General features: G+C 65.3%; 27 protein-coding genes. 9 read left to right on the forward strand and 18 right to left on the reverse strand.

Going from position 1 to position 23,425, the window contains the following annotated elements; all coding sequences use genetic code 11:
- Nucleotides 1-2: 2 nt before the first annotated feature.
- Nucleotides 3-575 (reverse strand): CDP-diacylglycerol--glycerol-3-phosphate 3-phosphatidyltransferase, encoded by a 573-nt coding sequence (gene pgsA, locus VGT77_RS09130; protein WP_327461750.1) that lies wholly within the window; start codon nt 573-575, stop codon nt 3-5.
- Between the two features lie 181 nt (nt 576-756).
- Here pgsA and VGT77_RS09135 point away from each other — a divergent pair, with 181 nt between their 5' ends.
- On the forward strand, nt 757-1,467 hold the full coding sequence (locus tag VGT77_RS09135; RefSeq protein ID WP_327461752.1) for a PEPxxWA-CTERM sorting domain-containing protein: 711 nt from the start codon (nt 757-759) through the stop codon (nt 1,465-1,467).
- Between the two features lie 113 nt (nt 1,468-1,580).
- On the forward strand, nt 1,581-2,876 hold the full coding sequence (locus VGT77_RS09140; protein WP_327461754.1) for an MFS transporter: 1,296 nt from the start codon (nt 1,581-1,583) through the stop codon (nt 2,874-2,876).
- Here the strand turns inward: VGT77_RS09140 and VGT77_RS09145 are convergent.
- The 6 genes from VGT77_RS09145 to VGT77_RS09170 all read right to left on the reverse strand — a co-directional run bounded on the left by VGT77_RS09145 (nt 2,873) and on the right by VGT77_RS09170 (nt 7,229).
- Nucleotides 2,873-3,028, reverse strand: coding sequence for a DUF3008 family protein (locus VGT77_RS09145; RefSeq protein ID WP_327461755.1), 156 nt, complete (start codon nt 3,026-3,028; stop codon nt 2,873-2,875). The two genes, VGT77_RS09140 and VGT77_RS09145, sit on opposite strands and share 4 nt — an antisense overlap.
- Nucleotides 3,029-3,120: 92 nt before the next feature.
- Entirely contained in the window at nt 3,121-3,294 is a 174-nt protein-coding gene (locus tag VGT77_RS09150; RefSeq protein ID WP_327461757.1) for a hypothetical protein, read from the reverse strand.
- A gap of 110 nt (nt 3,295-3,404) precedes the next feature.
- The gene (locus VGT77_RS09155; protein WP_327461759.1) at nt 3,405-4,352 is read right to left on the reverse strand and encodes an acetyl-CoA carboxylase carboxyltransferase subunit alpha; all 948 of its coding nucleotides are present in this window, start codon (nt 4,350-4,352) and stop codon (nt 3,405-3,407) included.
- Between the two features lie 12 nt (nt 4,353-4,364).
- Nucleotides 4,365-5,267: a tyrosine-type recombinase/integrase gene (locus tag VGT77_RS09160; RefSeq protein WP_327461761.1), complete on the reverse strand. Its 903-nt coding sequence runs from the start codon at nt 5,265-5,267 to the stop codon at nt 4,365-4,367.
- A complete protein-coding gene (locus tag VGT77_RS09165; RefSeq protein WP_327461763.1) occupies nt 5,264-7,084 on the reverse strand; it encodes a hypothetical protein in 1,821 nt (606 codons plus the stop codon). Before VGT77_RS09165 ends, VGT77_RS09160 begins: the two co-directional genes overlap by 4 nt.
- A complete protein-coding gene (locus tag VGT77_RS09170; RefSeq protein WP_327461765.1) occupies nt 7,065-7,229 on the reverse strand; it encodes a hypothetical protein in 165 nt (54 codons plus the stop codon). Before VGT77_RS09170 ends, VGT77_RS09165 begins: the two co-directional genes overlap by 20 nt.
- A 71-nt stretch (nt 7,230-7,300) precedes the next feature.
- Between VGT77_RS09170 and VGT77_RS09175 the strand changes: the two genes are divergently transcribed.
- Nucleotides 7,301-7,969, forward strand: coding sequence for a spermidine synthase (locus VGT77_RS09175; RefSeq protein WP_327461767.1), 669 nt, complete (start codon nt 7,301-7,303; stop codon nt 7,967-7,969).
- A gap of 3 nt (nt 7,970-7,972) precedes the next feature.
- Here VGT77_RS09175 and VGT77_RS09180 read toward each other — a convergent pair whose 3' ends face one another.
- The 3 genes from VGT77_RS09180 to VGT77_RS09190 all read right to left on the reverse strand — a co-directional run bounded on the left by VGT77_RS09180 (nt 7,973) and on the right by VGT77_RS09190 (nt 10,779).
- On the reverse strand, nt 7,973-8,401 hold the full coding sequence (locus tag VGT77_RS09180) for a response regulator (RefSeq protein ID WP_327461769.1): 429 nt from the start codon (nt 8,399-8,401) through the stop codon (nt 7,973-7,975).
- Nucleotides 8,402-8,477: 76 nt separating this feature from the next.
- Nucleotides 8,478-10,280, reverse strand: coding sequence for an acyl-CoA dehydrogenase C-terminal domain-containing protein (locus VGT77_RS09185; protein ID WP_327461771.1), 1,803 nt, complete (start codon nt 10,278-10,280; stop codon nt 8,478-8,480).
- A 73-nt stretch (nt 10,281-10,353) separates the two neighbouring features.
- Nucleotides 10,354-10,779: a MerR family DNA-binding transcriptional regulator gene (locus tag VGT77_RS09190; RefSeq protein ID WP_327461773.1), complete on the reverse strand. Its 426-nt coding sequence runs from the start codon at nt 10,777-10,779 to the stop codon at nt 10,354-10,356.
- Nucleotides 10,780-10,934: 155 nt separating this feature from the next.
- On the opposite strand from VGT77_RS09190, the gene VGT77_RS09195 reads away from it, so the two are divergent.
- A complete protein-coding gene (locus tag VGT77_RS09195) occupies nt 10,935-11,600 on the forward strand; it encodes a DUF6975 family protein (protein ID WP_327461775.1) in 666 nt (221 codons plus the stop codon).
- A 62-nt stretch (nt 11,601-11,662) separates the two neighbouring features.
- On the forward strand, nt 11,663-12,514 hold the full coding sequence (locus VGT77_RS09200) for a MoxR family ATPase (RefSeq protein ID WP_327461777.1): 852 nt from the start codon (nt 11,663-11,665) through the stop codon (nt 12,512-12,514).
- 93 nt (nt 12,515-12,607) lie between these two features.
- Here VGT77_RS09200 and VGT77_RS09205 read toward each other — a convergent pair whose 3' ends face one another.
- The 3 genes from VGT77_RS09205 to VGT77_RS09215 form a co-directional block, all read right to left on the reverse strand.
- A complete protein-coding gene (locus VGT77_RS09205) occupies nt 12,608-13,042 on the reverse strand; it encodes a PaaI family thioesterase (RefSeq protein ID WP_327461779.1) in 435 nt (144 codons plus the stop codon).
- Between the two features lie 87 nt (nt 13,043-13,129).
- On the reverse strand, nt 13,130-14,314 hold the full coding sequence (locus VGT77_RS09210) for a VWA domain-containing protein (protein WP_327461781.1): 1,185 nt from the start codon (nt 14,312-14,314) through the stop codon (nt 13,130-13,132).
- Nucleotides 14,315-14,324: 10 nt separating this feature from the next.
- A complete protein-coding gene (locus VGT77_RS09215) occupies nt 14,325-15,728 on the reverse strand; it encodes a hypothetical protein (RefSeq protein ID WP_327461783.1) in 1,404 nt (467 codons plus the stop codon).
- 115 nt (nt 15,729-15,843) lie between these two features.
- Here VGT77_RS09215 and VGT77_RS09220 point away from each other — a divergent pair, with 115 nt between their 5' ends.
- A complete protein-coding gene (locus VGT77_RS09220; protein ID WP_327461785.1) occupies nt 15,844-17,244 on the forward strand; it encodes a methyl-accepting chemotaxis protein in 1,401 nt (466 codons plus the stop codon).
- Between the two features lie 195 nt (nt 17,245-17,439).
- Here VGT77_RS09220 and VGT77_RS09225 read toward each other — a convergent pair whose 3' ends face one another.
- Genes VGT77_RS09225 through VGT77_RS09240 form a run of 4 tightly spaced genes read right to left on the reverse strand, consistent with a single transcriptional unit; the run spans nt 17,440 to nt 20,527 of the window.
- Nucleotides 17,440-17,676, reverse strand: coding sequence for a hypothetical protein (locus VGT77_RS09225; RefSeq protein ID WP_327461787.1), 237 nt, complete (start codon nt 17,674-17,676; stop codon nt 17,440-17,442).
- A 17-nt stretch (nt 17,677-17,693) separates the two neighbouring features.
- Nucleotides 17,694-19,619, reverse strand: coding sequence for a 1-deoxy-D-xylulose-5-phosphate synthase (dxs, locus tag VGT77_RS09230; protein ID WP_327461788.1), 1,926 nt, complete (start codon nt 19,617-19,619; stop codon nt 17,694-17,696).
- A gap of 44 nt (nt 19,620-19,663) precedes the next feature.
- On the reverse strand, nt 19,664-20,128 hold the full coding sequence (locus tag VGT77_RS09235) for a Fur family transcriptional regulator (protein WP_327461790.1): 465 nt from the start codon (nt 20,126-20,128) through the stop codon (nt 19,664-19,666).
- A gap of 42 nt (nt 20,129-20,170) precedes the next feature.
- A complete protein-coding gene (locus VGT77_RS09240) occupies nt 20,171-20,527 on the reverse strand; it encodes a MerC domain-containing protein (protein ID WP_327461791.1) in 357 nt (118 codons plus the stop codon).
- Between the two features lie 118 nt (nt 20,528-20,645).
- On the opposite strand from VGT77_RS09240, the gene VGT77_RS09245 reads away from it, so the two are divergent.
- From VGT77_RS09245 to VGT77_RS09255, 3 genes are read left to right on the forward strand one after another with little or no spacing between them, the layout of a single operon-like run.
- Complete coding sequence (locus VGT77_RS09245; protein WP_327461793.1) at nt 20,646-21,626, forward strand: COX15/CtaA family protein; 981 nt, start codon at nt 20,646-20,648, stop codon at nt 21,624-21,626.
- A complete protein-coding gene (gene cutA, locus VGT77_RS09250; protein ID WP_327461795.1) occupies nt 21,623-21,940 on the forward strand; it encodes a divalent-cation tolerance protein CutA in 318 nt (105 codons plus the stop codon). The genes VGT77_RS09245 and cutA overlap by 4 nt, the downstream gene beginning before the upstream one ends.
- Nucleotides 21,940-22,419, forward strand: coding sequence for a GNAT family N-acetyltransferase (locus tag VGT77_RS09255; protein ID WP_327461797.1), 480 nt, complete (start codon nt 21,940-21,942; stop codon nt 22,417-22,419). The genes cutA and VGT77_RS09255 overlap by 1 nt, the downstream gene beginning before the upstream one ends.
- Here the strand turns inward: VGT77_RS09255 and thiS are convergent.
- On the reverse strand, nt 22,416-23,420 hold the full coding sequence (gene thiS / locus VGT77_RS09260) for a sulfur carrier protein ThiS (protein ID WP_327461799.1): 1,005 nt from the start codon (nt 23,418-23,420) through the stop codon (nt 22,416-22,418). The genes VGT77_RS09255 and thiS overlap by 4 nt on opposite strands.
- Nucleotides 23,421-23,425: the final 5 nt, after the last annotated feature.

A 23,425-nucleotide genomic window follows, 5' to 3' on the forward strand; every position in this document is an offset into this window, starting at 1 on the left:
GGTCAGTCCATGTGCTTGAGGCCGACGCGAAGATAGTCCCAGCCGGTGACGAGCGTCAGCACCGCCGCCGCCCAGAGCGACACCACACCGGTCTGGTGCACCCACAGCTGATCCGGCACCGACCCCGACAGGATCAGCGCACCGAGCGCCACCATCTGGAAGGTCGTCTTCCACTTGGCGAGCCGGCTGACCGGCACCGACACGCTTAACTGGGCCAGAAACTCGCGCAGGCCCGACACCGCGATCTCGCGGAGCAGGATGACAAGCGCCGGAATGACGTTCCAGCCATGAATGATGGGGTCGCCATCGGGGCCGCCGCCGGTCGTAATCAGCATCACGATCACCGCTCCGACCATGATCTTGTCGGCGATGGGATCGAGGAAGATGCCGAGCTTCGAAACGGTGCCCTGCGCGCGCGCGAGATAACCGTCGAAATAATCGGTGATGCCGACGATGCAGTAGAGCACGAACGCCGCGCCATAGCCCACCCGCCACCCCGGATACCAGAGCAGCACCATCAGGATCGGCACCGCCAGGATGCGCGACAGGGTGAGCAGATTGGGCAGCGTCAGCATGCGCCTTGGCTCTACTCGCAACGCCGCCAAGTTCAAAATGACGTGAGCGATACCCTTGTCATCAAATCGTCATCCCATTTTGATCCAGACGCGGCCGCCGCTGCCCGCTTGTTTACCCCAGTGTTAACGATAATCTGCCGGGGCGGCTTTGTTTAAGTCGCGATCTTTCAGGGGGTTCTTCATGAAAATCTCTCTGCTGGGCGCCTCCTCGCTCGCTCTGACTCTGTCTGCGCCTGCTGCCGCCGTGATCGCCGTCGATGGCGTACGCGATGCCGGCTACGGCGCCGCCACCGCTACTGTCGCGACCGACCCGAACGCGCCGCACAGCAACTTCCAGGCGCCGGAAAATCGCGCCCATGCCGGTTACGACATCTACCTCAGCAGCGATGCGAGCAATGTCTACGGCTATTTCGACCTGACCGGCGGCACTCCGGTCGGCAACTTCTCTAACGTTTACTGGGATCTGGATCCCAGCGCGGGCAATGGCTCCGACCTGGGCTTTGAGATCGGCACCAATGGCGTCACGGCTTTCATCCCGGGCAAGAACGGTCAGCCGGGCTTCAATAAGGTGCTCGACTCCTCCCTGTACCAGGTGGCCGCAGTCGCCGATGGCGGTATCGAATGGTCCCTGTCGGCAAGCCTGTTCCGCGGCCCGATCGCCGGTCTTGCTTACTATAGCCCACAGGGCTTCGAGAATAGGATCAACCTGCGACTGTCGCAGGCGCTGAGCTTCTCGGTCGCGGGCGGAGCCTCCTATGGACCGAACCGGCTTGGGCAAGTGACGATCGCGGCTGTCCCCGAGCCGGCCACCTGGGCGATGATGATCGGCGGCTTCGGCCTCGCCGGTGCGGCCCTCCGCCGCCGCGCTCGCGCCACCCTCGCCTTCGGCTGACCAAAGTTGCTTGAAAGGGGCGTCCGGGTCACTCTCGGGCGCCTTTTTCTTTGCGCGAAGTTTGTGCTGGGCTAAAGCGCGCGCCAGCATCAACAACGGCCAATCCGCACCTCATGCAGACTTCGATGCGGCTTCTCGGCCGAAGGCGCTTCCTGCCGATCTTCGTCACTCAGTTCCTCGGCGCGTTCAACGACAATCTGTTCAAGACGGCCATGGTGCTGTTCGCGACCTATCAGGTCTATTCGGACCCGAAGGTCGAGATGCAGTTCAACGCGCTCGCGACCGGCCTTTTCATCCTGCCCTTCTTCCTGCTGTCCGCGCTGTCGGGCCAGCTGGCGGACACGCGCGACAAGGCGCGGATCATTCGGCTGGTGAAGACGGCCGAAATCTTCATCATGATCGCCGGTGCGATTGGGCTGCTGCTGCCGTCCATCCCGCTGATGCTGGGCGCAGTGCTGGCAATGGGCGTGCACTCGACCTTTTTCGGCCCGATCAAATACGCGATCCTGCCGCAACATCTGGAGCCGGAGGAAGTGCTCGGCGGCACCGGCCTGGTCGAGGCGGGGACCTACATCGCGATCCTGGCCGGCACCATTACTGCTGGCTTTATCACCCAGAGACCGGACATCGCGGCGGGGATGGTGCTCATGGTGGCGATCCTCGGCTGGTTCGCCGGGCGCCAGGTGCCCCCTGCCCCGCCTGTGCATGAGGAACATGGGATTGACTGGCACATCGTCCGCTCCTCCTTCCGCCTGGTCAACGCGACCATGCACATCCCGCGCCTGTTCCTGGCGATCTGCTCTATCAGCTTTTTCTGGACGATCGGCGCCGTGCTGGTGATCGAGTTTCCGCCGCTGGTGAAGAATGTGCTGACCTCGAACGAGCAGGTCGCCAGTCTCTTCCTCGCGGTGTTTTCAGTAGGCGTGGCCATCGGGTCGGTCGCGATCAATCGGCTGCTGAAGGGCGAAGTCTCGGCCCGCTATTCGCCAATCTCGGTCATCGCGATGGCTGGCTTCATCCTCGGCGTCTATGCCATCTCGAAAAGCTGGGAGGGCGACACCGCCGGTTCGCTCTACAACCTGGCCGAATTCATCGAGCATCCGAGCGCCGTCGCCATGCTGATCGCGCTGTTCGGCGTGGCCGTGACCGGGGGCATGTTCGTGGTGCCGCTCTATGCCTTCCTGACCACCACCGTGGAGAAGGACCAGACCGCGCGCACGGTCGCCGCCAACAACATCGTCAACTCAGGCTCGATGGTGGCAGGCTCGCTGCTCGCCTTTACGCTGAGCGCAGTCGGCGTCTCGGCAGTCGACCAACTGCTGATGGTGTCAGCAATGTGCTTCATTTCGGCTTGGCTCGCCTGGAAGCTCCATCAGGCGTGCGGGCACTCGCCCAAGACCGCGCTCTAAGCTCCCGTCATTGCGAGGAGCGAAGCGACGAAGCAATCCAGCTGCCCCACTTGAATGCTTCGCTTTGCTCGCAATGACGGCGACAGTGAGACGTGCTCCTGCTTGCCCTTGCGCTTGGTGTGCGCGAGCTCCTCGAGCTGCTTTTCGCTCATCGACTCCGCCACCTACCTGGATGCGCCCTTGAGCTTGTTCTTAGGCGATTCGCGCCGCTTTGCGCATAGGCAGCGCTCGCCGCCGGTTCCGGTCAGCCGAACACGCCGTAAATGGCGACGAAGAAGGCCGTGAAGCTCATGGCGAAGAGCTTCAGGTCGTTCGAATCGTCGCGAACGGCTTCGATCGTCCGCGTGGCGGACCGGGGAAGGCGCTGCCGGAACGGGTGCCGGGCGGCTTCGTTGCTCAGGACAAGACGGCGTTTCATGGAAACTGTTTAACGTTTCGTTTACGTTTCCGTCTCGCCTGCATCATGGTTAATGCGGCGGTAACTTGTTCCGGAACGGGATTCGCACCCCACTCCCCCGGCTAAGCGGCTTAGATAGCACCCATTTTCAGGAATTTGGCCCGGCGATCGGCACGGAGCGCAAGCCGGTCCTGGCCCTCCAGCTCGGTCAGCGCCCCGTCGATCGCTGCTCCGAGTGCGTCGATTGCGCCTTCAGGATGACGGTGCGCGCCGCCGACGGGCTCGGCGACGATTCGGTCGATGACGCCCAATTCCTTCAGGTCCTGCGCGGTGATCTTCATCGCCTCAGCGGCCGCGGGCGCCTGGTCGGCGGTGCGCCACAGGATCGACGCACAGCCTTCGGGCGAGATCACCGAATAGACGGCATGCTCGAACATCAGCACGCGATTGGCGGCAGCGAGCGCGATGGCGCCGCCGGATCCGCCTTCGCCGACGATCGCCGCGACCATCGGCACGCCGAGAGCGAGACATTGCTCGGTCGAACGGGCTATGGCTTCGGCCTGGCCCCGCTCCTCCGCCTGCACGCCTGGGAAGGCGCCTGACGTATCCACCAAAGTCACCACCGGCAGGCCAAAGCGGTCGGCGAGCTGCATCAGCCGCACCGCCTTGCGGTAGCCTTCCGGCTTGCCCATGCCGAAATTGTGGCGCAGCCGGCTTGTGGTGTCGTCGCCCTTTTCATGGCCGATCACCATGACGCGCCGCCCGTAAAGCCGCCCCAGGCCGCCTAGGATCGCCTGATCGTCGGCAAAGGCGCGATCACCCGCCAACGGCACGAAGTCCTCGATCAGCCGGGCGACATAATGCTTGAAGTGCGGCCGAGCCGGATGTCGCGCGACCTGCGTCTTCTGCCACGGAGTCAGGCGGGCATAGGTGTCGCGCAGCGCCTTGTCGGCCTTGGCCTGGAGCCGGCCGATCTCCGCCTCGATATCGACGCCACCGCCGGCCGCCGTCTCGCGCAGTTCCGCCACGCGCGCTTCCAGCTCGGCCACCGGCTTTTCGAAATCAAGGAACGTGATCATGTGGCGCGCGGGTTAGGATCGCCCGGGCCGCTCGTCAACGAGCGGGTGGCGAGCATTGACGAGCTCGACCAGCCGGCGCGAGTCGACATGGGTGTAGATTTGCGTCGTCGCGATATCGGCATGACCGAGCATTGCCTGCAGCGCGCGGAGATCGGCGCCGCCTTCCAGCAGATGCGTCGCAAAGGCGTGACGGAGACCGTGTGGCCCGACCCGCTCCGGCGGCACGCCCGCCGCGCCGGCGAGCGCCTTCACGATCTGGAACAGGCGTACGCGGCTCAGATGCTTCTTTCCGGATGGGAAGAGCCAGGGCTGGTGCGGCGGCACCAGCTCTCGCCAGCGCGCGACGGCGGCACGGGCGCGATCGGATATGGGCACCAGCCGCTCCCGCCCCCCTTTGCCCTTCAGGATGATGAAGGGCCGGTCACTGGCGATGGCAGTGCGGGGCAGAGACACCAGTTCCGTAGCTCGAAGGCCGGAACCGTAAAGCAGCTCGACAAGGGCCGCGAGCCGCACATCGGCAAGGGGCGGGTGCGGCTGGGTCAGGCGCCGCTCAATCTCTGCGAACAGCCGATCCACATCGGCGCGGTCCAGCACTTTCGGCAGCGGGCGAGAGGGCGACGGGCGGGGGAGCGCCTTGCCGAGATCGTCGCTTCGGAACCCCTCCTCCTGCAGAAAGGCGAAGAAGCGGCGCAGCGCGGCCGACTTGCGCGCCACCGTCGAGCGCGCGAGCGGCATCCAATGCTCGGCAAGGCGGCCGATCGCGTCCTCGTCGGCCGCGGCGAGGCACCCCTCAAGCTGCTCCGAAGCAAGCTCCAGGTCGGAACGATAGGCGGCGATCGTGTTGGCGGCGGCACCCGCTTCGGCCGCCAGCATCTCGAGAAAGCGTTCGATCAGCCGGGCGTCTTCGCCGCTCACGCGCGGGTGATGGCCTCGGCCGCGATCATCCGCGCTTCCGGCTCCAGACCAACCCTCCGCAGCGCCGCGACGATGTGCATCAGATAGGCCGGATGCACGGCCTTCCAGGACCGGGTCTGCATGCCAGCCGCCGCGAGCAGCGCGACGGTTGCGGGCTGATTGTTAGCCGCCGCACGGTCGATCGCCCGAGTCCAGCTGTTGGTCAGCCCCAAGGGCAGCTCATATTCGGTGGCGAGAGACTGGGCGTCGTCCATCGACAAGCGGCCGAGCCCGGCAAGCGCGGCGACCAGGAAGGCGCCCTTGCTGCTCTCATCGTCCTGCTCGCCGATATAGGACCCGGCCCGTCCGGCGGAGAGCGTCACCACCCGGCGCGGGGCGCCGACCGCGAGCAATGCCCAGGCATCGTCGCCATCGCCGAGCTGGTCCGCGACCGCACCCCAGCGTGCAGCCGCATCGTCCAGCCCCGCAGTCAGCATCGCGGCGACCAGATAGCGAGCATCCTCGCCATGATCCTCGCTGGGCGCGATCCGCGCCGCGGCCCGGGCGGTCAGCACCAGATTGGCATAGCGCTCGACGTCGCCGCGCGGCTGCGTCCACAGTTCGCGCATGACGTCCAGCCGATTGCCGATCTCGTCATCGGCATAGGCGCGCTGCAGGCGATAGCCGAGAGTGTCTTCGTTATCGTCGGGATCGGCGGCCTCGAAGGCGGCGCCGACCAGATCGACATAGGCGGCATTCGACAGCACGCCCAGGCTCGCCGCCCAGATGGCGGGCCCGAGCCGCTGTTCCGGCTCGATCATCGGCGCGCGGAACTGCCAGGCCTGGACCTGCGGACCGACCGTCTGGAACAGAGGCGCTGGAATGGCCACGTTGACGGCATTGGCGAGACCGAAGCGCCAGGCGGTGAGGTCGTTCACGCCGTCCCACTGGATGTTGATGGCTCTGCGGCCGCCGCCGACCCCGACCACCTTCTCGGCGAGCAGCAGGTCGATGCCGCGCGCACGGCTGCGGCGGCGCGAAGCGTCGATGATCGCGCTGGCCGTCCCGGAATCTCCGGACAGGGCAGCGCACATGGCGCGCGCGAGATCCCAGCTGGTCTGGTCTGCGGTGGTCGGCACGCGCGTTGTCAGCGGGCACATCGCGGCCGGGTCGGCCGTGGCGAGCGCGGTCTGCTGCGCGACATCGAACATCTTGGGGGTAAACCGGTCGACATCGACGCTGGAGACGAGCAGCCGCGCCGCGTCCGCCTCGCCCATGCGCAGCAACAGCCAGGCGCGCTCGGCGACCCAGTCAGCGCCTTCCACGCCGCCGCCCGGCGTCGGTGCCTGGGTCAGCAGCACGCGACGCAACAGGATCTGCGCCCAGCGCGAAGCAACCGGCGCCTCGATGTCGCGCATCAGCGCGGAGGCGAAGCGCGCATTGACATTGCCCCATTGGTCGGCGCGGTAGCCACCATTGTCTTCGGTCAGCACGCCGACCAGGTCGGGATTGCGGCGCGCGGCCTCGGGCAGGTCGAAGGGATCGACTTCTGCGACCTCCTCTTCCTCTTCGGCTTCCTCCTCGCCCTCTTCTTCGCCGGGCAGGGCGGTCGAAGGCAGCGGCTGCACGATCTCTCCGCCCGGCGCGAAGGTCGGACCACCCGGTTGCGCGCCCGGCTCCGTCGGAGCGGGAGCGGCGGCGGGCGGCGGGTCGCCAAAGCCGGGCGGCAGCAGCGACTCCGGCGCCTGCTCCTGGCCGATGGCGGGAATGGCGAAAGCAGCGAGCGCGAGCGCGAGCGCCCCGCCTCCCAGCAGCCGCTTACTTGCCCAGGCGGTCATTCGGGATCGTTTTTTCGACACGGGTGAGCGGCTTTTCCGTGTCCACGGTCGACAGCCACCACAGGCAGCCGATCAGCAGGACAAGGAGCAGAATCCAGATCAGGGGACCTTTGGACGACTTGCGGACAGGATAGCGGGAACGCATGGGCGTGGAGCTAGCAGAGGGCTTGAAATGCGGCAATCGCCCTGCGCCGAAGCGCGTGCTAGCGGGCATGGATGATCCCGCGCGAACTGATCGGCACGGCGGAAGTGCCCGGCGGCGAGCCGCTGCGCCTGTTCCGGCGCGGCCGCGACTTCATGATCGTCGTCGACCGTAACGAGCTGATGAACAGCCGAATGAGCGGCTCGGAAGAAGCGCTCGCGAACCTGACGATAGAGCGGCTGCGCACGCCGGAGCCGCGGTTGCTGATCGGCGGCTATGGCATGGGGTTCACGCTGCGGGCGGCCCTGGCCCGACTGCCGCGAACCGGCGCCGTCGAGGTGGCGGAACTCGTGCCGGGTATCATCGACTGGGCGCGCGGACCAATGGCCGAACTGACCGCCGGCTGCCTCGATGATCCCCGCGTCCGGATCCGGCTGGAGGACGTCGGTGCGGTGATTGCCATCGCGCGCGGTGCCTATGACGCGATCCTGCTCGACGTCGACAATGGTCCGGACGGACTCACCCGCCACAGCAACGAATGGCTCTACACGCCGGCCGGCATCGCCGCGGCGAAGACGGCGCTCAGGCCCGGCGGCATTCTCGCCGTCTGGTCGGCGGCTCCCGATGCTCCGTTCGCTCGGCGATTGAAGGCGGGAGGGTTCGACGTGGAGGAAATGGCGCTGCATGCCCGGAGTAACGGCAAGGGCCCGCGTCACGTCATCTGGTTCGCCCGACGCCGCTAAGCGTCAATCCGCGGTGGACAGCTCCTGGCTCAAGCCGCTGACGGCAGCGAGCAATCCAAACTCAGTGCAGGGTTTCGGCAGGAAGATCGCCTTGTCGACGCCGAAATGCTTCAGCCAGTCGGGCGGACTGCCGCTGGAGAAGATCACGCCGACCTGCGGATTAGCCGTCCGCGCCGTGCGCGCAATGTCGAAGCCGGTAGTGCCGACGCCCAGATCAATGTCGAGGATCAGGATTTCAAAGGGGCGGCCAAGCCCTCGTAGAGCCGCATAGGCCGCACGGTCGCTCTGCACCCAAACAACGTCATGGCCGGCGCACTCCAGCGAGTCCTTGAGGCCCAGGCCGATCAGCGGCTCGTCCTCGACGATCAGGATACGGTTCCTGCTCTTTGACTGAACAGGTTGGGCTACGGGGCTCGAATAAGTCTGGAACATCGTCTCATACGCGACGGGACGCTTGACACGTCCGGTCGGTCGGAAACGACATAACCGAGATCAAGTTCCCAAGGTTTCAAGCAGCCCGAGCGAAAGCCTCCGGTGACAGCGCCATCAGGGCTTCCGATCCGCCCTCGATCTCCTTGCGCAGGCTCACCGCACGCGGAGCAATGCGGGTGAAATAGAACCGGGCAGTGGTGAGCTTGGCTTCAAGGAAGGCCTTGTCGCCCTCTCCCGCCTCGAGCTGCGCCTGCGCGGCTTGCGCCATGCGCAGCCACATCAGTCCAACGATGACGATCCCCATCAGGTGCATGTAAGGCACGGCACCGGCCCCGGCATTGTTGGGGTTCGCAAAGCCATTCTGCATCAGCCACATGGTCGCGGCCTGGAGCTCGGACAGACTGTCGCCCAGCGCCTGGGCCAGCGCCGCGTTCGGCCCACTCTTGGCCGCCGCGACATCCTCGCCGATCATGGCGAACAACGCCTGGATCGCGGCACCGCCCTTGGACGGCAGCTTGCGGCCGACCAGGTCCATCGCCTGCACGCCGTTGGTGCCTTCGTAGATCATCGCGATCCGGGCATCGCGAACATATTGCTCCATGCCCCATTCGACGATGTAGCCATGGCCGCCATAAACCTGCTGAGAGTCGGTCGCGATCTTATAGCCCATATCGGTGCCGAAGCCCTTGATGACGGGTGTGAGCAGGCCGACCAGGGCGTCCGCTTTCTCCCGCTCCTCCTCGCTCGGCGCCTTGTGCGCGAGGTCGACGAGCAGCCCGGCCCAAAGGCATAGCGCGCGTAGGCCTTCGGTCAGCGCTTTGCTCTCCATCAGCATGCGGCGCACGTCGGGATGGACGAACAGCGTGTCCGCCTTCTGCTCCGGCTCGGCCGGGCCGGTCAGCGCGCGTCCCTGACGGCGGTCGCCGGCATAGGCGACGGCATTCTGGTAGGCGACTTCGGCGACGCCGAGCCCCTGCAAGCCGACGCCCAGCCGTGCCGCGTTCATCATGATGAACATGGCGGCGAGGCCCTTATTCTCCTCGCCGACCAGATAGCCGGTCGCGCCGTCATAATTCATCACGCAGGTGGAGTTGCCGTGAATGCCCATCTTGTGCTCGATCGAGCCGCAGGACACCTCGTTGCGCGCGCCGAGCGATCCGTCCGCGTTCACAAGGAACTTCGGCACGATAAACAGGCTGATGCCCTTGACGCTGTCCGGCGCGTCCGGAGTCTTCGCTAGCACCAGGTGGATGATGTTCTCGGTCAGGTCGTGCTCGCCCGCCGAGATGAAGATTTTGGTGCCGGTGATCCGGTAACTGCCGTCCGCCTGCGGTTCGGCGCGGGCCTTGATGAGCCCCAGATCGGTGCCGCACTGCGGCTCCGTCAGGTTCATCGTGCCGCCCCATTCGCCAGAGATCATTCTGGGCGCATAGAGTGCCTTCTGCTCGTCCGAACCCTTCACCAGAATCGCGGCGACGGCGCCGGCGGTCAGGCCCGGATACATCATGAAGGCCATGTTGGCGGAGATGGCAAACTCCTCAAACGCCGTCATCACCACGTGCGGCAACCCTTGGCCGCCGAATTCTTCCGGACCGCTGAGCGTCAGCCAGCCCGCCTCGACCAGCTGCCGGTAAGCCTCCTTGAAGCCGCTCGGAGTGGTCACCGAGCCATCAAGGTGGCGCGTGCAGCCCTCGCGGTCGCCGATCTGGTTCAGCGGAAACAGCACTTCGGCCACGAACCGCCCGCCCTCGCTCAGTACCGCCCCGACCGTGTCGGGGGTGGCATTCTGGAAGCCCGGCAGATTGGTGTAGCGATCGAGCCCGATCACATGATCCAGGATGAACCGAGTGTCGCGAACGGGCGGCGTGTATTGAGGCATGTCCTACTCCGATGTGCTCCGGCGAAGGCCGGTGCTGGGTCAGGGCTCCGGCCTTCGCCGGAGCACGCTGGCGTCAATGGCTCGCCTTCGCCTCGACCTTTTCGACCATCTTCACGAACCGGGCGAGCTCGTCGATCTGCGCATCGATATCGAGCCGCTGTCGTTTCAGCAGTTCGATACGGGCGTTGCATTTCTCGATCGTGACGCGGCGCTGCATGTGCCGGCCGTCGTTCAGGTCGTATAGATCGATCATCTCGCGGATTTCGGCCAGGCTGAAGCCCGTACGCTTGGCCCGCAGGATCCAGGCAAGCCGCGCCCGGTCGCGCTTGGTATAGATGCGGGTCGTGCCGCGGCGGATCGGGTTGATCAGCCCTTCCTCTTCGTAAAAGCGCAGCGCCCGCGGCGTGACGTCGAACTCTTCAGACAGGTCCGTGATCGAATATTGATGCCGGTTCTTCATGTCCGGCGTGTCGACGGTCGCGTGGTGCTGTGTGGCCATGGCTGGAATAAGCATCCCATTTACGTAAGCGTCAAGCCGCCCACGCGTTAACCGCGTTTCCCGCCTCCCGCATAAACGACCTCTTTACGTCGCCTGCTTAGACCGGAGCCAACAGGCGCTTCCGTGCGCACCTAGGCTTTGTCGGGAAAAAGACCATGCAGGCGATCGAAACGGCACGTTCGGAGCAGGTGGCAGACCTTCTGGTCTCGCTCGCATCCGTCGACGGCACAGCCGGGCACGATTATCCGCGCTCCGAAGCGCTGAACGGCGGGCGCGAGGCAGTGCGCAACCTCGCCGATGCCGCCCATTATCTCTGCGTGCTGCACGGCCGCTTTCCGGGTGTGATCGACCACGCGCTGAACCGCACCCCTCACCCGGCAGCGCAGGGCTGGCTGGCGGCAGCTGCGGAAGCGTTCGCCGCGGAACGTTCGCTGCTGACGCGGCTGGCGGTCGCGACCGGGCCGCTGCCGAGCACCCCTGGGCAAGCGGAATGCGAAGCCGCGGTGCTGCAGCAGCGCCACGCGCTCGAGATGCTCGCCCAGTCCGACCGGGCCGGCTGTGCGCTTGGTTCGGCGATCGCATTGGCGCTCGATTGGCGCGCGATCCGCACCGTGCTCGACGCCGCCCCGCGCCGCGTGTCGATCGAGCCGCAAGCGTGCGTACTCCCCGGTGAGGAAGAGACCCGGATCGTCGCAATGACGGTGGCCGACTCCGCATCCTTCGAACGGGCGATGAGCTTTGGCGCGCAACAGCTGCTCAATCAGCATCGCGGGCTTTGGGACCTGCTCGAAGCGCGCGAGGCGGCGCGCTCACGCGCCTGAAAGCATTGCCCTTACCGTAAACGTCACCTAATCCCGGCTCCTCAAGAGAGGAAAGGCCGGGCATGCGTTTCGAAGGCACGCGGGATTATGTCGCTACCGACGATCTGAAGGTGGCGGTGAACGCCGCGGTGACGCTCCGCCGCCCGCTGCTCGTCAAGGGCGAACCCGGTACCGGCAAGACGGTGCTCGCCCAGGAAATCGCCACCGCCATCGGCGCGCCGCTGATCGAGTGGAATATCAAATCCACCACCAAGGCGCATCAGGGCCTGTACGAATATGACGCAGTCGCGCGTCTTCGCGACGGCCAGCTCGGCGATCCGCGCGTTCACGACATTTCCAACTATATCCGCAAGGGCAAGCTGTGGGAGGCGTTCACCTCGCCCACCCTGCCCGTCCTGCTGATCGACGAGATCGACAAGGCGGACATCGAGTTCCCGAACGACCTGCTGCACGAACTCGATCGCATGGAATTCCATGTCTACGAGACAAAGGAGACGGTGAAGGCCGCCGAGCGTCCGATCGTCGTCATCACCTCGAACAATGAGAAGGAGTTGCCGGACGCCTTTCTGCGCCGCTGCTTCTTCCACTACATCAAGTTTCCGGACCGCGAAACGATGCAGGCGATCGTCGACGTCCACTTCCCCGGCATCCACAAGATTTTGGTCCAGCGGGCGATGGACATATTCTACGAGGTCCGGGAGGTGCCCGGCCTCAAGAAGAAGCCCTCTACCAGCGAGCTGCTCGACTGGCTGAAGCTGCTGCTGCACGAGGACATGCCCCTGGACGTGCTGCAGAACCGCGACCCGACCAAGGCGATCCCGCCCCTCCACGGCGCGCTGCTCAAGAACGAACAGGACGTGATGCTGTTCGAACGCCTGGCCTTCATGGCCAAGCGCCAGGGCCGGCCGGGGTAACTTCCTCCTCGGCATTGCGAGGAGCGCAGCGACGAAGCAATCCAGCTGCGCCCGAGCCCGACTGGATTGCTTCGCTACGCTCGCAATGACGGCTTAGTTGACAGGCACGATGGTGGCAGTTGCGATCGCCGCAAGCACCGGCCTGCCCTCGCCTTCGGCCCACACCTCGGCGCGGACGATCACCTGGCGCTTGCCAGCCTTCACCACCTGCCCCTTGGCGCGCAGTTGCTCGCCCTTGGCCGGTGCCAGAAAGTTGATCGTGTAGCTGCCGGTCACGACATCGCCGCTGACCGAGGCTGCCGCCCAGGCACAAGCATTGTCCGCCATCATCCCGACAATGGCGCCATGGGCAAAGCCATGATGCTGGGTGAGGTCCGGCCGGAGCGCCAGGGTGAGTTCGGATCGCCCTTCCCACACTTCCAGCGGCTCTACATTGGCGAAGCGCGTGAAGCCGCTTCCCTGCACCGCCACGCGCTTCATGTAATCGAGCGCCGCCTCTGGTGTGTCGAACCTGCGGGTTTGCGTCATGCCCCCATGTTAGGCAGCGTGCTGCTTCAGCCTAAGGTTTGAACGTCCGCCATCCCCAACCGCTCGTCCGAGCGCGAGATCAGCGCTCTACCCCTGCTTGCGGCTCAGCTCGCGCATCGCGTCGTCCAGGCCATCAAGGGTCAACGGGAACATACGGCCGTTCATCAGTTCGCGCATGATCGCGATCGATTGGGAATAGCCCCAATGCTTTTCCGGCACCGGATTGAGCCAGGCTGCCGCCGGATAGGTGTTGGTGATGCGGTGCATCCACACCGCCCCCGCTTCCTCGTTGAAATGCTCGACCGAGCCGCCGGGATGAGTGATCTCATAGGGGCTCATCGACGCGTCGCCCACGAAGATCAGCTTATAGTCATGCCCATATTTGTGGAGTACGTCCCAGGTCGGCGTCCGCTCGGTGAAGCGGCGCTTATTGTCCTTCCACACGCCTTCGTAGAGGCAGTTGTGGAAGTAGAAGAACTCGAGGTTCTTGAACTCGGCGGTGGCGGCCGAGAACAGCTCTTCGCAGAGCTTGATGTGTGGGTCCATCGATCCGCCGACGTCGAGGAACAGCAGCAGCTTGACCGCATTGTGCCGCTCCGGCCGCATCTGGATGTCGAGCCAGCCCTGGCGCGCGGTACCGTCTATGGTGGCATCGATATCGAGCTCGTCGGCCGCCCCTTCCCGGGCGAAGCGGCGCAGACGGCGGAGCGCGATCTTGATGTTGCGGGTGCCGAGCTCCTTGGTCGAGTCGAGGTTCTTGAACTCGCGCTTGTCCCAAACCTTGATCGCGCGGCCGTGGCGCCCTTCTTCCTGGCCGATCCGGACGCCTTCGGGGTTATAGCCATAAGCGCCGAAGGGCGAGGTGCCGCCAGTGCCGATCCACTTGCTGCCGCCCTGGTGCCGCTCCTTTTGCTCCTCGAGCCGCTTCTTCAGCGTCTCCATAATCTCTTCCCAGGAGCCGAGCTTCTCGATTTCCTTCATCTGCTCTTCGGTGAGGTAGAGCTCGGCGACCTTGCGCAGCCAGTCCTCGGGAATCTCGGCCGTCTCCGTCCCGTAGCTGGTCTCGATCCCCTTGAAGACCTTGGCAAAGACCTGGTCGAAGCGGTCGAGCAGTCCCTCGTCCTTCACGAAGGTCGCTCGTGCGAGATAGTAGAAGTCCTCCGGGCTCCGCTCGATCACCTCACGGTCGAGCGCCTCCAGCAGCACCAGATGCTCCTTGAGCGACGCCGGAATGCCCGCGTGCCGCAGCTCGTCCATGAAGTTGAAGAACATGGGCGCAGGCTTAGCGCACCCGTTCGTAGAGCGTCCAGTTCTGCGCCGACATGCCGGTGCCGTCGGCCGAGACGATGGCTCGATAGCGGGCGCCGCAGCGCTCGATCACAGGCGGGCTGTCCGGTTCGCCGTTGAACCAGTCGGCGAAGACGAAGCGCGCAGGCGGGCAGGCGGTGGCGATCTCCAGCGTGTAATCTTCGGCGGCCGCAGCAACCTTCAGCAAGGCGAGCCCCGTCTCGCGATCGATGATCACGCGCGCGCCGCCGGGCTCGCGCGCGGCCATGGCGCGGATCGCCACACCCTGGTCTCCCCGCTGATTGCGGATCAGCTCCACATTCGTGGCCATGCTGGCCCCCGAAAAGAGCAACAATGCGCCGGCGCCGGCGGTGCGCTTCCAGCCAGTGGTGCGGATCAGGGCAGCGAGAGCCTCGCCCAGCAACAGAAGTAGCGCCAGCCCGGCGAGCAGGTAGTAGCGTGCATGTCCTGCGTTCATCGTGTGCAGCGCGGCCACGGTCAGCGGAAAGGCGACGAGTGCCAGCCAGTAGAAGGCCAGCCGCGGCGTACCGAGCGAGCGCGCAAGCACCGCCAGGATCACCGCTCCGGCCGGCAGGAAGAAGGACACGACCGGCGCTCCGACGACGTACCCGAGCATGTCGATCACGCCGCGCAGGAACAGCAGCATGGTGAAGCTTTGATAGGAGCCGAAGCGGAACTCGGCGCCGCCGATCACCGCTGGTGCGAACACAATCGCCAGCGCGACCAAGAGAGCCGCCATCGCGGGTCCGAGCAGCCGCGCCGTTTCCACAATCGCGCGCCGCCAGCCATGCCGCCGCCACAGCACGAGCGCTGGCCAGCCGACCAGTGCGCAAGCGGCAAACAGCATCGTCAGCTGGAACAGCGCCCCGACGAGAAAGCACATTGCCAGCGTGATCGGGCGGTTCGCCGTCTCGTCGCCGTCGAGGTAGCGGTCAATATACCAGACCGCGATCAGCACCATCAGGGTCATCGGCGCATATCCCCGCGCTTCCGATCCGAGCGTCACCAAGACCGGGGAAATTGCGAACAACAAGGTTGTGACAATGCCGGTCGCCGGGCCCCTCCGGGCGCCAATCAGGCCCGCGACCAGCACCGACAATGTTCCTGAGACGATCGACAGCGCACGGGCCAGCAAGGGCGGGGCGTCGAGTCCGACCGTCTGCAGCCAGAGCGAGTTCAGATGATGGTTATTGTCGTGGTTGATCAGGACGAAGATGCCGAGCGGCGTTTCGACATTGTCGGCCAGCACCGCCGACCAGGCCTCGTCCAGCCATAAGGCGCCGCCTGCCGCCGCGATGCGCAAAATGGCGCCGATCAGCGTCAGGATCAGAACCCAAGCCATGGTGCGCGACAATGGGGGAATGGCGGCAGTGGGCATAGCGCGTCTCCTGCCCTCACCATCCTTAAAATGCCGCTAAGTCCCGCAGGGATGCGGTTAAACCATCCTCAACCCATTCTGCCTAAATCGTGTCGGAACAAGGCGGAAGAAGAAGATGCTACAGGGCGCGATCAAGGCAGCGGATCCGGGTGCAATCGATGCGGTCGCCAAGTCGTGCGGCGATCTTGCGGTCGGCTGCACCGCTGCGGCCACCCATGTCACCCGCGTCGCTGAGAGCCTGGGCCGGCAGATGGACGTGCTCGCCGACTTGGAAAAGGTCACTGCGTTCCTCGAGGCGGACCAGCGGCGCGCCGCTGATTCCACCGACGAAGCGCGGCTGCTCGCCGAAAAGGCGCGCACCAAGCTCGACGAAGGCACGCGCATCATCCGCCAGTCTATGGACGATTTCACCGCGCTGACGGAGCTGGTGGTTCGCCTGGGCGAGCAGGTGACCAATTTCGCCGCCGCGATGACTCAGGTGCAGCGCGTGACCGCCGGCATCGACTCGATCGCGCGAACGACCAACATGCTGGCGCTCAATGCCGCGATCGAAGCCGAGCGCGCCGGTGCCGCCGGCCGCACCTTCGCCGTCGTCGCCGCCGAAGTGAAGAAGCTTGCTCAGGACACGCGCGGCGCCACCGAAGAGATCAGCGCCACCGTCGCTTCGTTGGCTCACGAAGCGGAGACCTTCGTGGCCGAGATCGGCGCGGGCGTAGCCAAGAGCCGCTCCGCCCAGGAAAGCTTCGGGCGGGTCAACGATACCGTCGGCGAGGTCGCGCAGATCGTGGAACTGGTCGAGCAGCAGTCGGACGGCATCGCCCGCTCCACCAGCCACATTCACGACAATGCAATCCGTGTGAAAGACGAGCTGGCCGGCTTCGTGCGGGAGGCGCGTGCCAATGGAGACCTGCTGATCGACGCCCAGGCCAAGATGAGCGAGATGGAGCTGCTCTCCAACCGCATGTTCGACCAGCTCGTCCATAGCGGCTTCGCGCATGACGATCAGCGCTACGTGGAACTGGCGTTAAGCGCGCGCGACGAAATCCAGCAGCTGATCGAACGGGCCATCGAGCGCGGCGAAATTCGCCCCGCCGATGTGTTCGACACCAACTACCGGCTGATCCCAGGATCGGATCCGGAGCGGTTCGATACCAACTTCGCGGATTGGGCTGATCGCTTCGTTCAGCCCATCATCGACCGGGTTACCGACAGCGACGGCTCGATCGAGGGCTCGGTCATCTCGGACGTGAACGGCTATTTGCCGACGCACCAGAGCCAGCGCTCCAAGCCGCCCAAGCCGGGCGACCGCGAGTGGAACGACCGCAACTGCCGCAACCGCCGCATCCTCGCCGACGAAACTACAATGCGCGCCGTCAGGAGCGACGCGCCCTTCATGATGGCCGTCTACCAACTCGAGCGCGGAACCGAGCAGCTGATGGTCAAGAACGTCTTCGTGCCGCTCTGGATCAACGGCCGCCGCTGGGGCAATTTCGAAATTGCCTATATCGATCGGTAGGCGACTATTCGGGTGGGAGCCGGCGCTGGCCTCCCGATCGCATAATGGCGTAGTTCAGCATGCCCTCGACGGAGGCGATGCGCTCCCGATTGGCAATGGAATGAGCCATAGCGGCCTCGGCGGCTGAGAGGGCGCGGTCCGCCTTCCTGCATCAGCGCAATGTCTCGCTCTCCGCTGAGCAAATCGCGCAGATACTCATGACGCGAGCGCTTGTTGCGAGAGGCCCAGCACGTCGGAGAAGATGCTCCAGTTCACCGAGCCGTCGGCATCCAGCTTTTCGTAGAGCTCTTCTTTGAACTTGGCGTCATCGAACGATGTCCAGCGTGCCTCGAGAGCATCGATCCGTGCCAAGGCGGCGCTCAGTCGCTGATTGCCTTCGGACATCCTGCCGAACAGGTGTTTCAGCTCCTCCCGCTCGGCCTCAGTCGGCATCTCGAACTGCTCGTCCGTCAGGCTCTCGCCCCTTCCACTACTCCCACGCTGTTGCGGCGAAGGGCCTTCAGCACCGTGTCGACGATGCCGTCGGCGTCGAGCCCGGCTTCGCGATACTGGAGCTCCGGCTTGTCATGGTCCTGGTAGGTGTCGGGCAAGCGGAGGGTGCGCAGTTTCAGGCCGGCATCGATCAGGCCAGTGTCGCTCGCCATGGTGAGGACATGCGCGCCGAGGCCGCCGATCGCGCCTTCTTCGATCGTCACCGCGACTTCGTGGCTGGTCAGCAGCTTGCGGACCAGTTCCTCGTCGAGCGGCTTGGCGAAGCGAAGATCGGCGACCGTCGTCGACAGGCCTTGCGCCTCCAGCCGGTCGGCGGCCTTGAGGGCCTCTTCGAGGCGCGTGCCGAGCGACAGGATTGCGACCGTCTTGCCCGGGCGAACGATGCGGCCCTTGCCGATCTCCAGCCGTTCCGGAGTTTCCGGCAGCGGCACGCCGACGCCATTGCCCCGGGGGTAGCGGACCGCGATCGGCCCATTATCGTGCAGCGCCGCCGTGTGCGTCATATGCACCAGCTCGGCCTCGTCCGCGGCCGCCATCACCACCATGTTCGGCAGCGTGGCGAGATAGGTGATATCGAAGCTTCCGGCGTGCGTTGCGCCGTCCGCACCGACCAGCCCGGCACGGTCTATCGCAAACCGCACCGGCAGGTTTTGCAGCGCCACGTCATGCACCACCTGGTCGTAGGCACGCTGCAGGAAGGTCGAGTAGATGGCGGCGAACGGGCGCATGCCCTGGGCTGCCAGCCCGGCCGCGAAGGTCACCGCATGCTGTTCGGCAATGCCGACATCGAAGAAGCGCTCCGGAAAGGCTTCGGCGAACTTCGACAGGCCGGTGCCAGACGGCATGGCGGCGGTGATTGCGCACACTGCGGGATCGCGCTCGGCTTCCTTGACCAGCTGCGCGCCGAAGACGTTCTGATATTGCGGCGGCCCGGCGGGTGCAGTCGCCTGCTTGCCCGAGATCACGTCGAACTTCTGCACGCCGTGATATTTGTCGGCCGAGGCTTCTGCGGGAGCGTAGCCCTTGCCCTTCTTGGTCACGACATGGACGAGGATCGGCCCTTCCTCCGCGTCGCGCACATTCTCGAGCACCGGAATGAGGTGATCGAGATTGTGGCCGTCGATCGGGCCGACATAGTAGAAGCCGAGCTCTTCGAAGAGCGTGCCGCCCGTTGCCATGCCGCGGGCGAACTCCTCGGCCTTTTCCGCGGCGTCATGCACCCGGCGCGACAGCTTGCGCGTCACGCGCTTCGCCAGCGAGCGCAGCCCCATATATTCGGACGACGAGATCAGCCGCGCCAGATAGGCCGACAGCCCGCCGACCGGCGGTGCGATCGACATGTCATTGTCGTTGAGGATCACCACCAGCCGATTGCCGGCGGCGCGTGCATTGTTCATCGCCTCATAGGCCATGCCGGCGGACATGGCGCCGTCACCGATCACCGCGATTGCCTTGCCTGGCTTGCCGGCAATCTTGTTGGCAATTGCAAAGCCAAGCGCTGCCGAGATCGACGTCGAGCTGTGCGCCGCTCCGAACGGGTCATATTCGCTCTCGCTGCGCTTGGTGAAGCCGGAGAGGCCCCCGCCCTGGCGCAGCGTGCGGATGCGGTCGCGGCGACCAGTCAAGATTTTGTGCGGGTAGGCTTGATGGCCAACGTCCCAGACCAGCCGGTCATTGGGCGTGTCGAAGACATAGTGGAGCGCGACCGTCAGTTCGACGACACCGAGCCCCGCACCCAGATGGCCGCCGGTGACAGAGACGGCGGAAATGGTCTCGGCGCGGAGTTCGTCCGCGAGCTGGCGGAGCTCGGCAGGCGCGAGCGTGCGAAGCGCGGGCGGATCGGGAACCTTGTCGAGCAGGGGCGTCGCTGGAAGATCGGACATCTACAGTCTCTTACCCTTCCCGGCCCGCGCGGCCAATCGCCTTGTCAGCTCTCCGCGCAGTCCGAGCAGCGGCCATGCACCTCGATAACCGGCCGCACCGGCGCGAAGCCCTTGCGGCTAGCGGCCTGGCGCACGCCCGATGCGACCGCATCGTCATCGATATGGGTTGCCTGGCCGCACGTGTCGCAGACGAGGAAGATGCAATCGTGCAAGCAATCGGGATGGTCGTTCGCGACATAGGCATTGGCGCTTTCGACGCGCCTCACCAAGTTCGCGCCAACGAACAGGTCGAGAATACGATAAACACTGTTGGCCGCGACGCGCCGGCCCTGACGCTTGGACACTTCCTCGGCGATGTCATAGGCGGAAGCCGGCCGCTCGAATCCGGCGATCGCCTCGAACACGCTCTGCCGCATCTCGGTCCATTGCTCGCCCGAACGCTGCAGCGCCGACTTGGCGGCGGCGACGAGATCGTCGCCTTCGTGATGGACGTGAGTATGGCCGGCCATGAGCCTATGGTAGGACGCGCAAGGCCCTAGAACAAGGCGCGCTCAGGACGCGGCGCGGCGGTTCAGGTCGTGCCCCAGCGCGAGGATGGCCACGCCCAGCATCGTGTAAACAGTCTCCGCGGACCCATGAGGCACGGCCAGTGCGCCGGCCATGACCCCGAGTCCAAGGCCGCCCACCGCCGCCGGCAGGGTATAGCCATGCTCGACCGCACCCTTGACCAGCGCGAACGTTCCGAGCGCAATCGCCAGCGCGAGACCGATCTCATGCACGAGAGGATGCAGGATCATCCCGCCGGCCGACGCCAGCAAAGTCAGGAGAAACACGCTCGCGACGCAATGAACGAGGCACAGGGTCGACAGGCCGATGGCCAGCCGGTCCAGCGTTCCCGTCCCAGGCACTCGTTCGAGCAAGCGACTCTCCTCGTTGCCGCATATGGCAGCCCCTCAACGAAGTTACAATATAACATTGAGCCGGCACCCTTGTTTCGGCACACGATCGGGCGCAGATGAGCCGCCAATGTCCCAGAATGCGCGTCCGATCGCCGTTTCCAATTGGCTGTTCGCCGTTGCCGCTCTCGTTTTCCTGATGGTCGTAGTGGGCGGGATCACGCGGCTGACCGAGTCAGGACTGTCGATCACGGAGTGGCGCCCGATCACCGGCGCATTGCCGCCGCTGAGCGCGGCCGCTTGGGAGGATGCCTTCGCACTCTACAAGGCGACGCCCGAATATCAGCAGATCAATCGCGGCATGAGCCTTTCCGAGTTCAAGTTCATCTTCTTTTGGGAATGGTTTCACCGTCTGCTCGGCCGCGTGATCGGCCTCGCCTTCGCCCTGCCTCTCGCCTGGTTCGCGGTGAAGCGGCAGATCCCGAGCGGCTATGGCTGGCGCCTGACCCTGCTGCTGCTGCTCGGCGGATTGCAGGGCGTGATCGGCTGGTGGATGGTCGTGTCGGGGCTGAGCCTGCGCACCGATGTGAGCCATTTCCGGCTGGCGATCCACTTGATGACGGCGCTATTCATCCTGGGCCTGCTCGTCTGGACGGCGCTCGATTTGCGCACCGGCCAACGAGCGCGGCTCCGAAGGGGACCGGCCGTGATACTGGTCGTGCTCACCATCCAAATCCTGTTCGGCGCCTGGACCGCCGGGCTGAATGCGGGGCTTGCCGCGAGCGACTGGCCGCTGATGAACGGCCGCTTCTTCCCTGAAGTGGCGGTCACTGCTCAGACGCTCGCCTACGACCCGTTCCTGATCCATTGGGTGCATCGCTGGTGGGCCTGGGTGACGGTCGCCGCCCTCGTGGTGCTTGCGCGCATGGTCAGGCACAAAGATCGCAAATCCAGCATCGCTGTGCACAGCGCCTTCGGCATTCAGATACTGCTCGGCATCGCTACGGTGATGACGGGCGTGAACATTGTCCTGGCGGTGCTCCACCAGGCAGTCGGCGCGCTGGTCGTCGCCAGTGCCGCCTGGGCCGTGCATTCCGCGGGCCGGCAGTGATCTCGACGGTCTTCGCGGTGTTCGCCGACGCGGCGGAAGCGGATCGGATCGCCGCCACGGTCATCGAGGAACGGCTCGCCGCCTGCGCCAACATCCTGGCGCCGTGCCGCTCCATCTACCGCTGGCAGGGCAAGGTCGAGCGCGCCGAGGAAGTGCCGGCCCTGTTCAAGTCGGCGAAGGCCGATGCCCTGATCGCCCGCATCGCCGAACTGCACAGCTACGACATGCCGGCGATAGTCGAATGGCGGGTTCAGGACAGCCACTCCGTCTACGCATCATGGGTGGAAACAGAGACGAGCGGCTCCGGGAACTAGTGGTCCGGCATCTCCGGGACGGGGATCTGCCGGCACTGCAGACGATTCGGGCGGCAGCCTTCGCCCCCATCTTCGCTTCTTTTCGTGAGCTGGTCGGTGCGGAGATCGCCGGCGCGGCGCTGAAGTCGGCGGAGGCGGAGCAGAGTGCGTTGCTCGAGACGCTTTGCCAGCCGGAACCCTGCCGCCGCGTGCTGGTCGCAGCGCTCGATTCCGGCCCGGTCGGCTTTTGCTCCGCCCGAGTCGAGCCGGAACAGAGGCTGGGCGAGATCGAGCTCAACGCCGTGCATCCGGACCATGCCGGACTCGGCATTGGCTCCCGCCTGATCGGCGCGGCGCTGCAATGGCTCAAGAACCAGGGCGCGGAGGTCGCGACCGTCGGCACCGGTGCCGATCCCAGCCATGCCGCTGCTCGCCGTGCCTATCAAAAGGTCGGCTTCGGCCCGGCTATTCCATCGATATATCTGTACAAGCGGCTCTAGATCAGTCCCGCCAGCGGGCTGGACGGGTCGGCGTACCGGCGCTTGCCCATGCGGCCCGCGCGATAGGCGAGGCGGCCGCTTTCCACCGCGAGCTTCATAGCCTGCGCCATCATGATCGGATCCTTGGCCTCGGCGATGGCGGTGTTCATGAGGACTCCGTCGCAGCCCAGTTCCATCGCCCTTCCCGCGTCTGAGGCCGTCCCCACCCCGGCATCGACCAGCACGGGTACCTTCGCGCCCTCAACGATCAGGCGAATCGTCACTTCGTTTTGGATGCCCAGGCCCGAGCCGATCGGAGCGCCCAACGGCATCACCGCGACGGCGCCGGCCTCCTCCAGCTGCTTCGCCGCGATCGGATCGTCGACACAATAGACCATTGGCAGGAAGCCTTCCTTGGCGAGCACCTCGGTCGCGCGAATCGTCTCCACCATGTTGGGGTAGAGCGTCTTGGCCTCGCCCAACACTTCCAATTTTACTAGGTCCCAGCCGCCCGCCTCGCGCGCCAGCCGAAGCGTGCGGATCGCGTCTTCCGCCGTGAAGCAGCCGGCTGTGTTGGGCAGATAGGTGAAGCGCTTCGGGTCGATGAAGTCGGTCAGCATCGGCTGGTTCGGATCGGCGATGTTGACCCGCCGCACCGCGACCGTGACGATCTCCGCGCCCGAAGCTTCCGCCGCCGCCGCATTCTCCTCGAAGCTCTTATATTTGCCGGTGCCGATGATCAGCCGTGAACGGAAAGTTCGTCCCGCGACTGTCCAGCTATCCTCCTCGATCCGCGCCGAATGATCGCCGCCGCCGACGAAATGGACGATCTCCAGCTCGTCGCCATCCTCGACCAGCACCGATCCGATCTGCGACCGCGGCACCACCTCCAGGTTGCGCTCGACCGCCACCTTTTCCGGCACCAGTCCCAGTTCGCTTGCGAGCTGCGCGATGGTCAGCCCGCCCGTCACCCGCTTATGCTCGCCATTGACGCTGATCGAGATGGTGCCGTCGGTGTGCATCGCAA

This window comes from Sphingomonas sp. (assembly GCF_035944535.1).
GTDB lineage: Bacteria > Pseudomonadota > Alphaproteobacteria > Sphingomonadales > Sphingomonadaceae > Sphingomonas_B.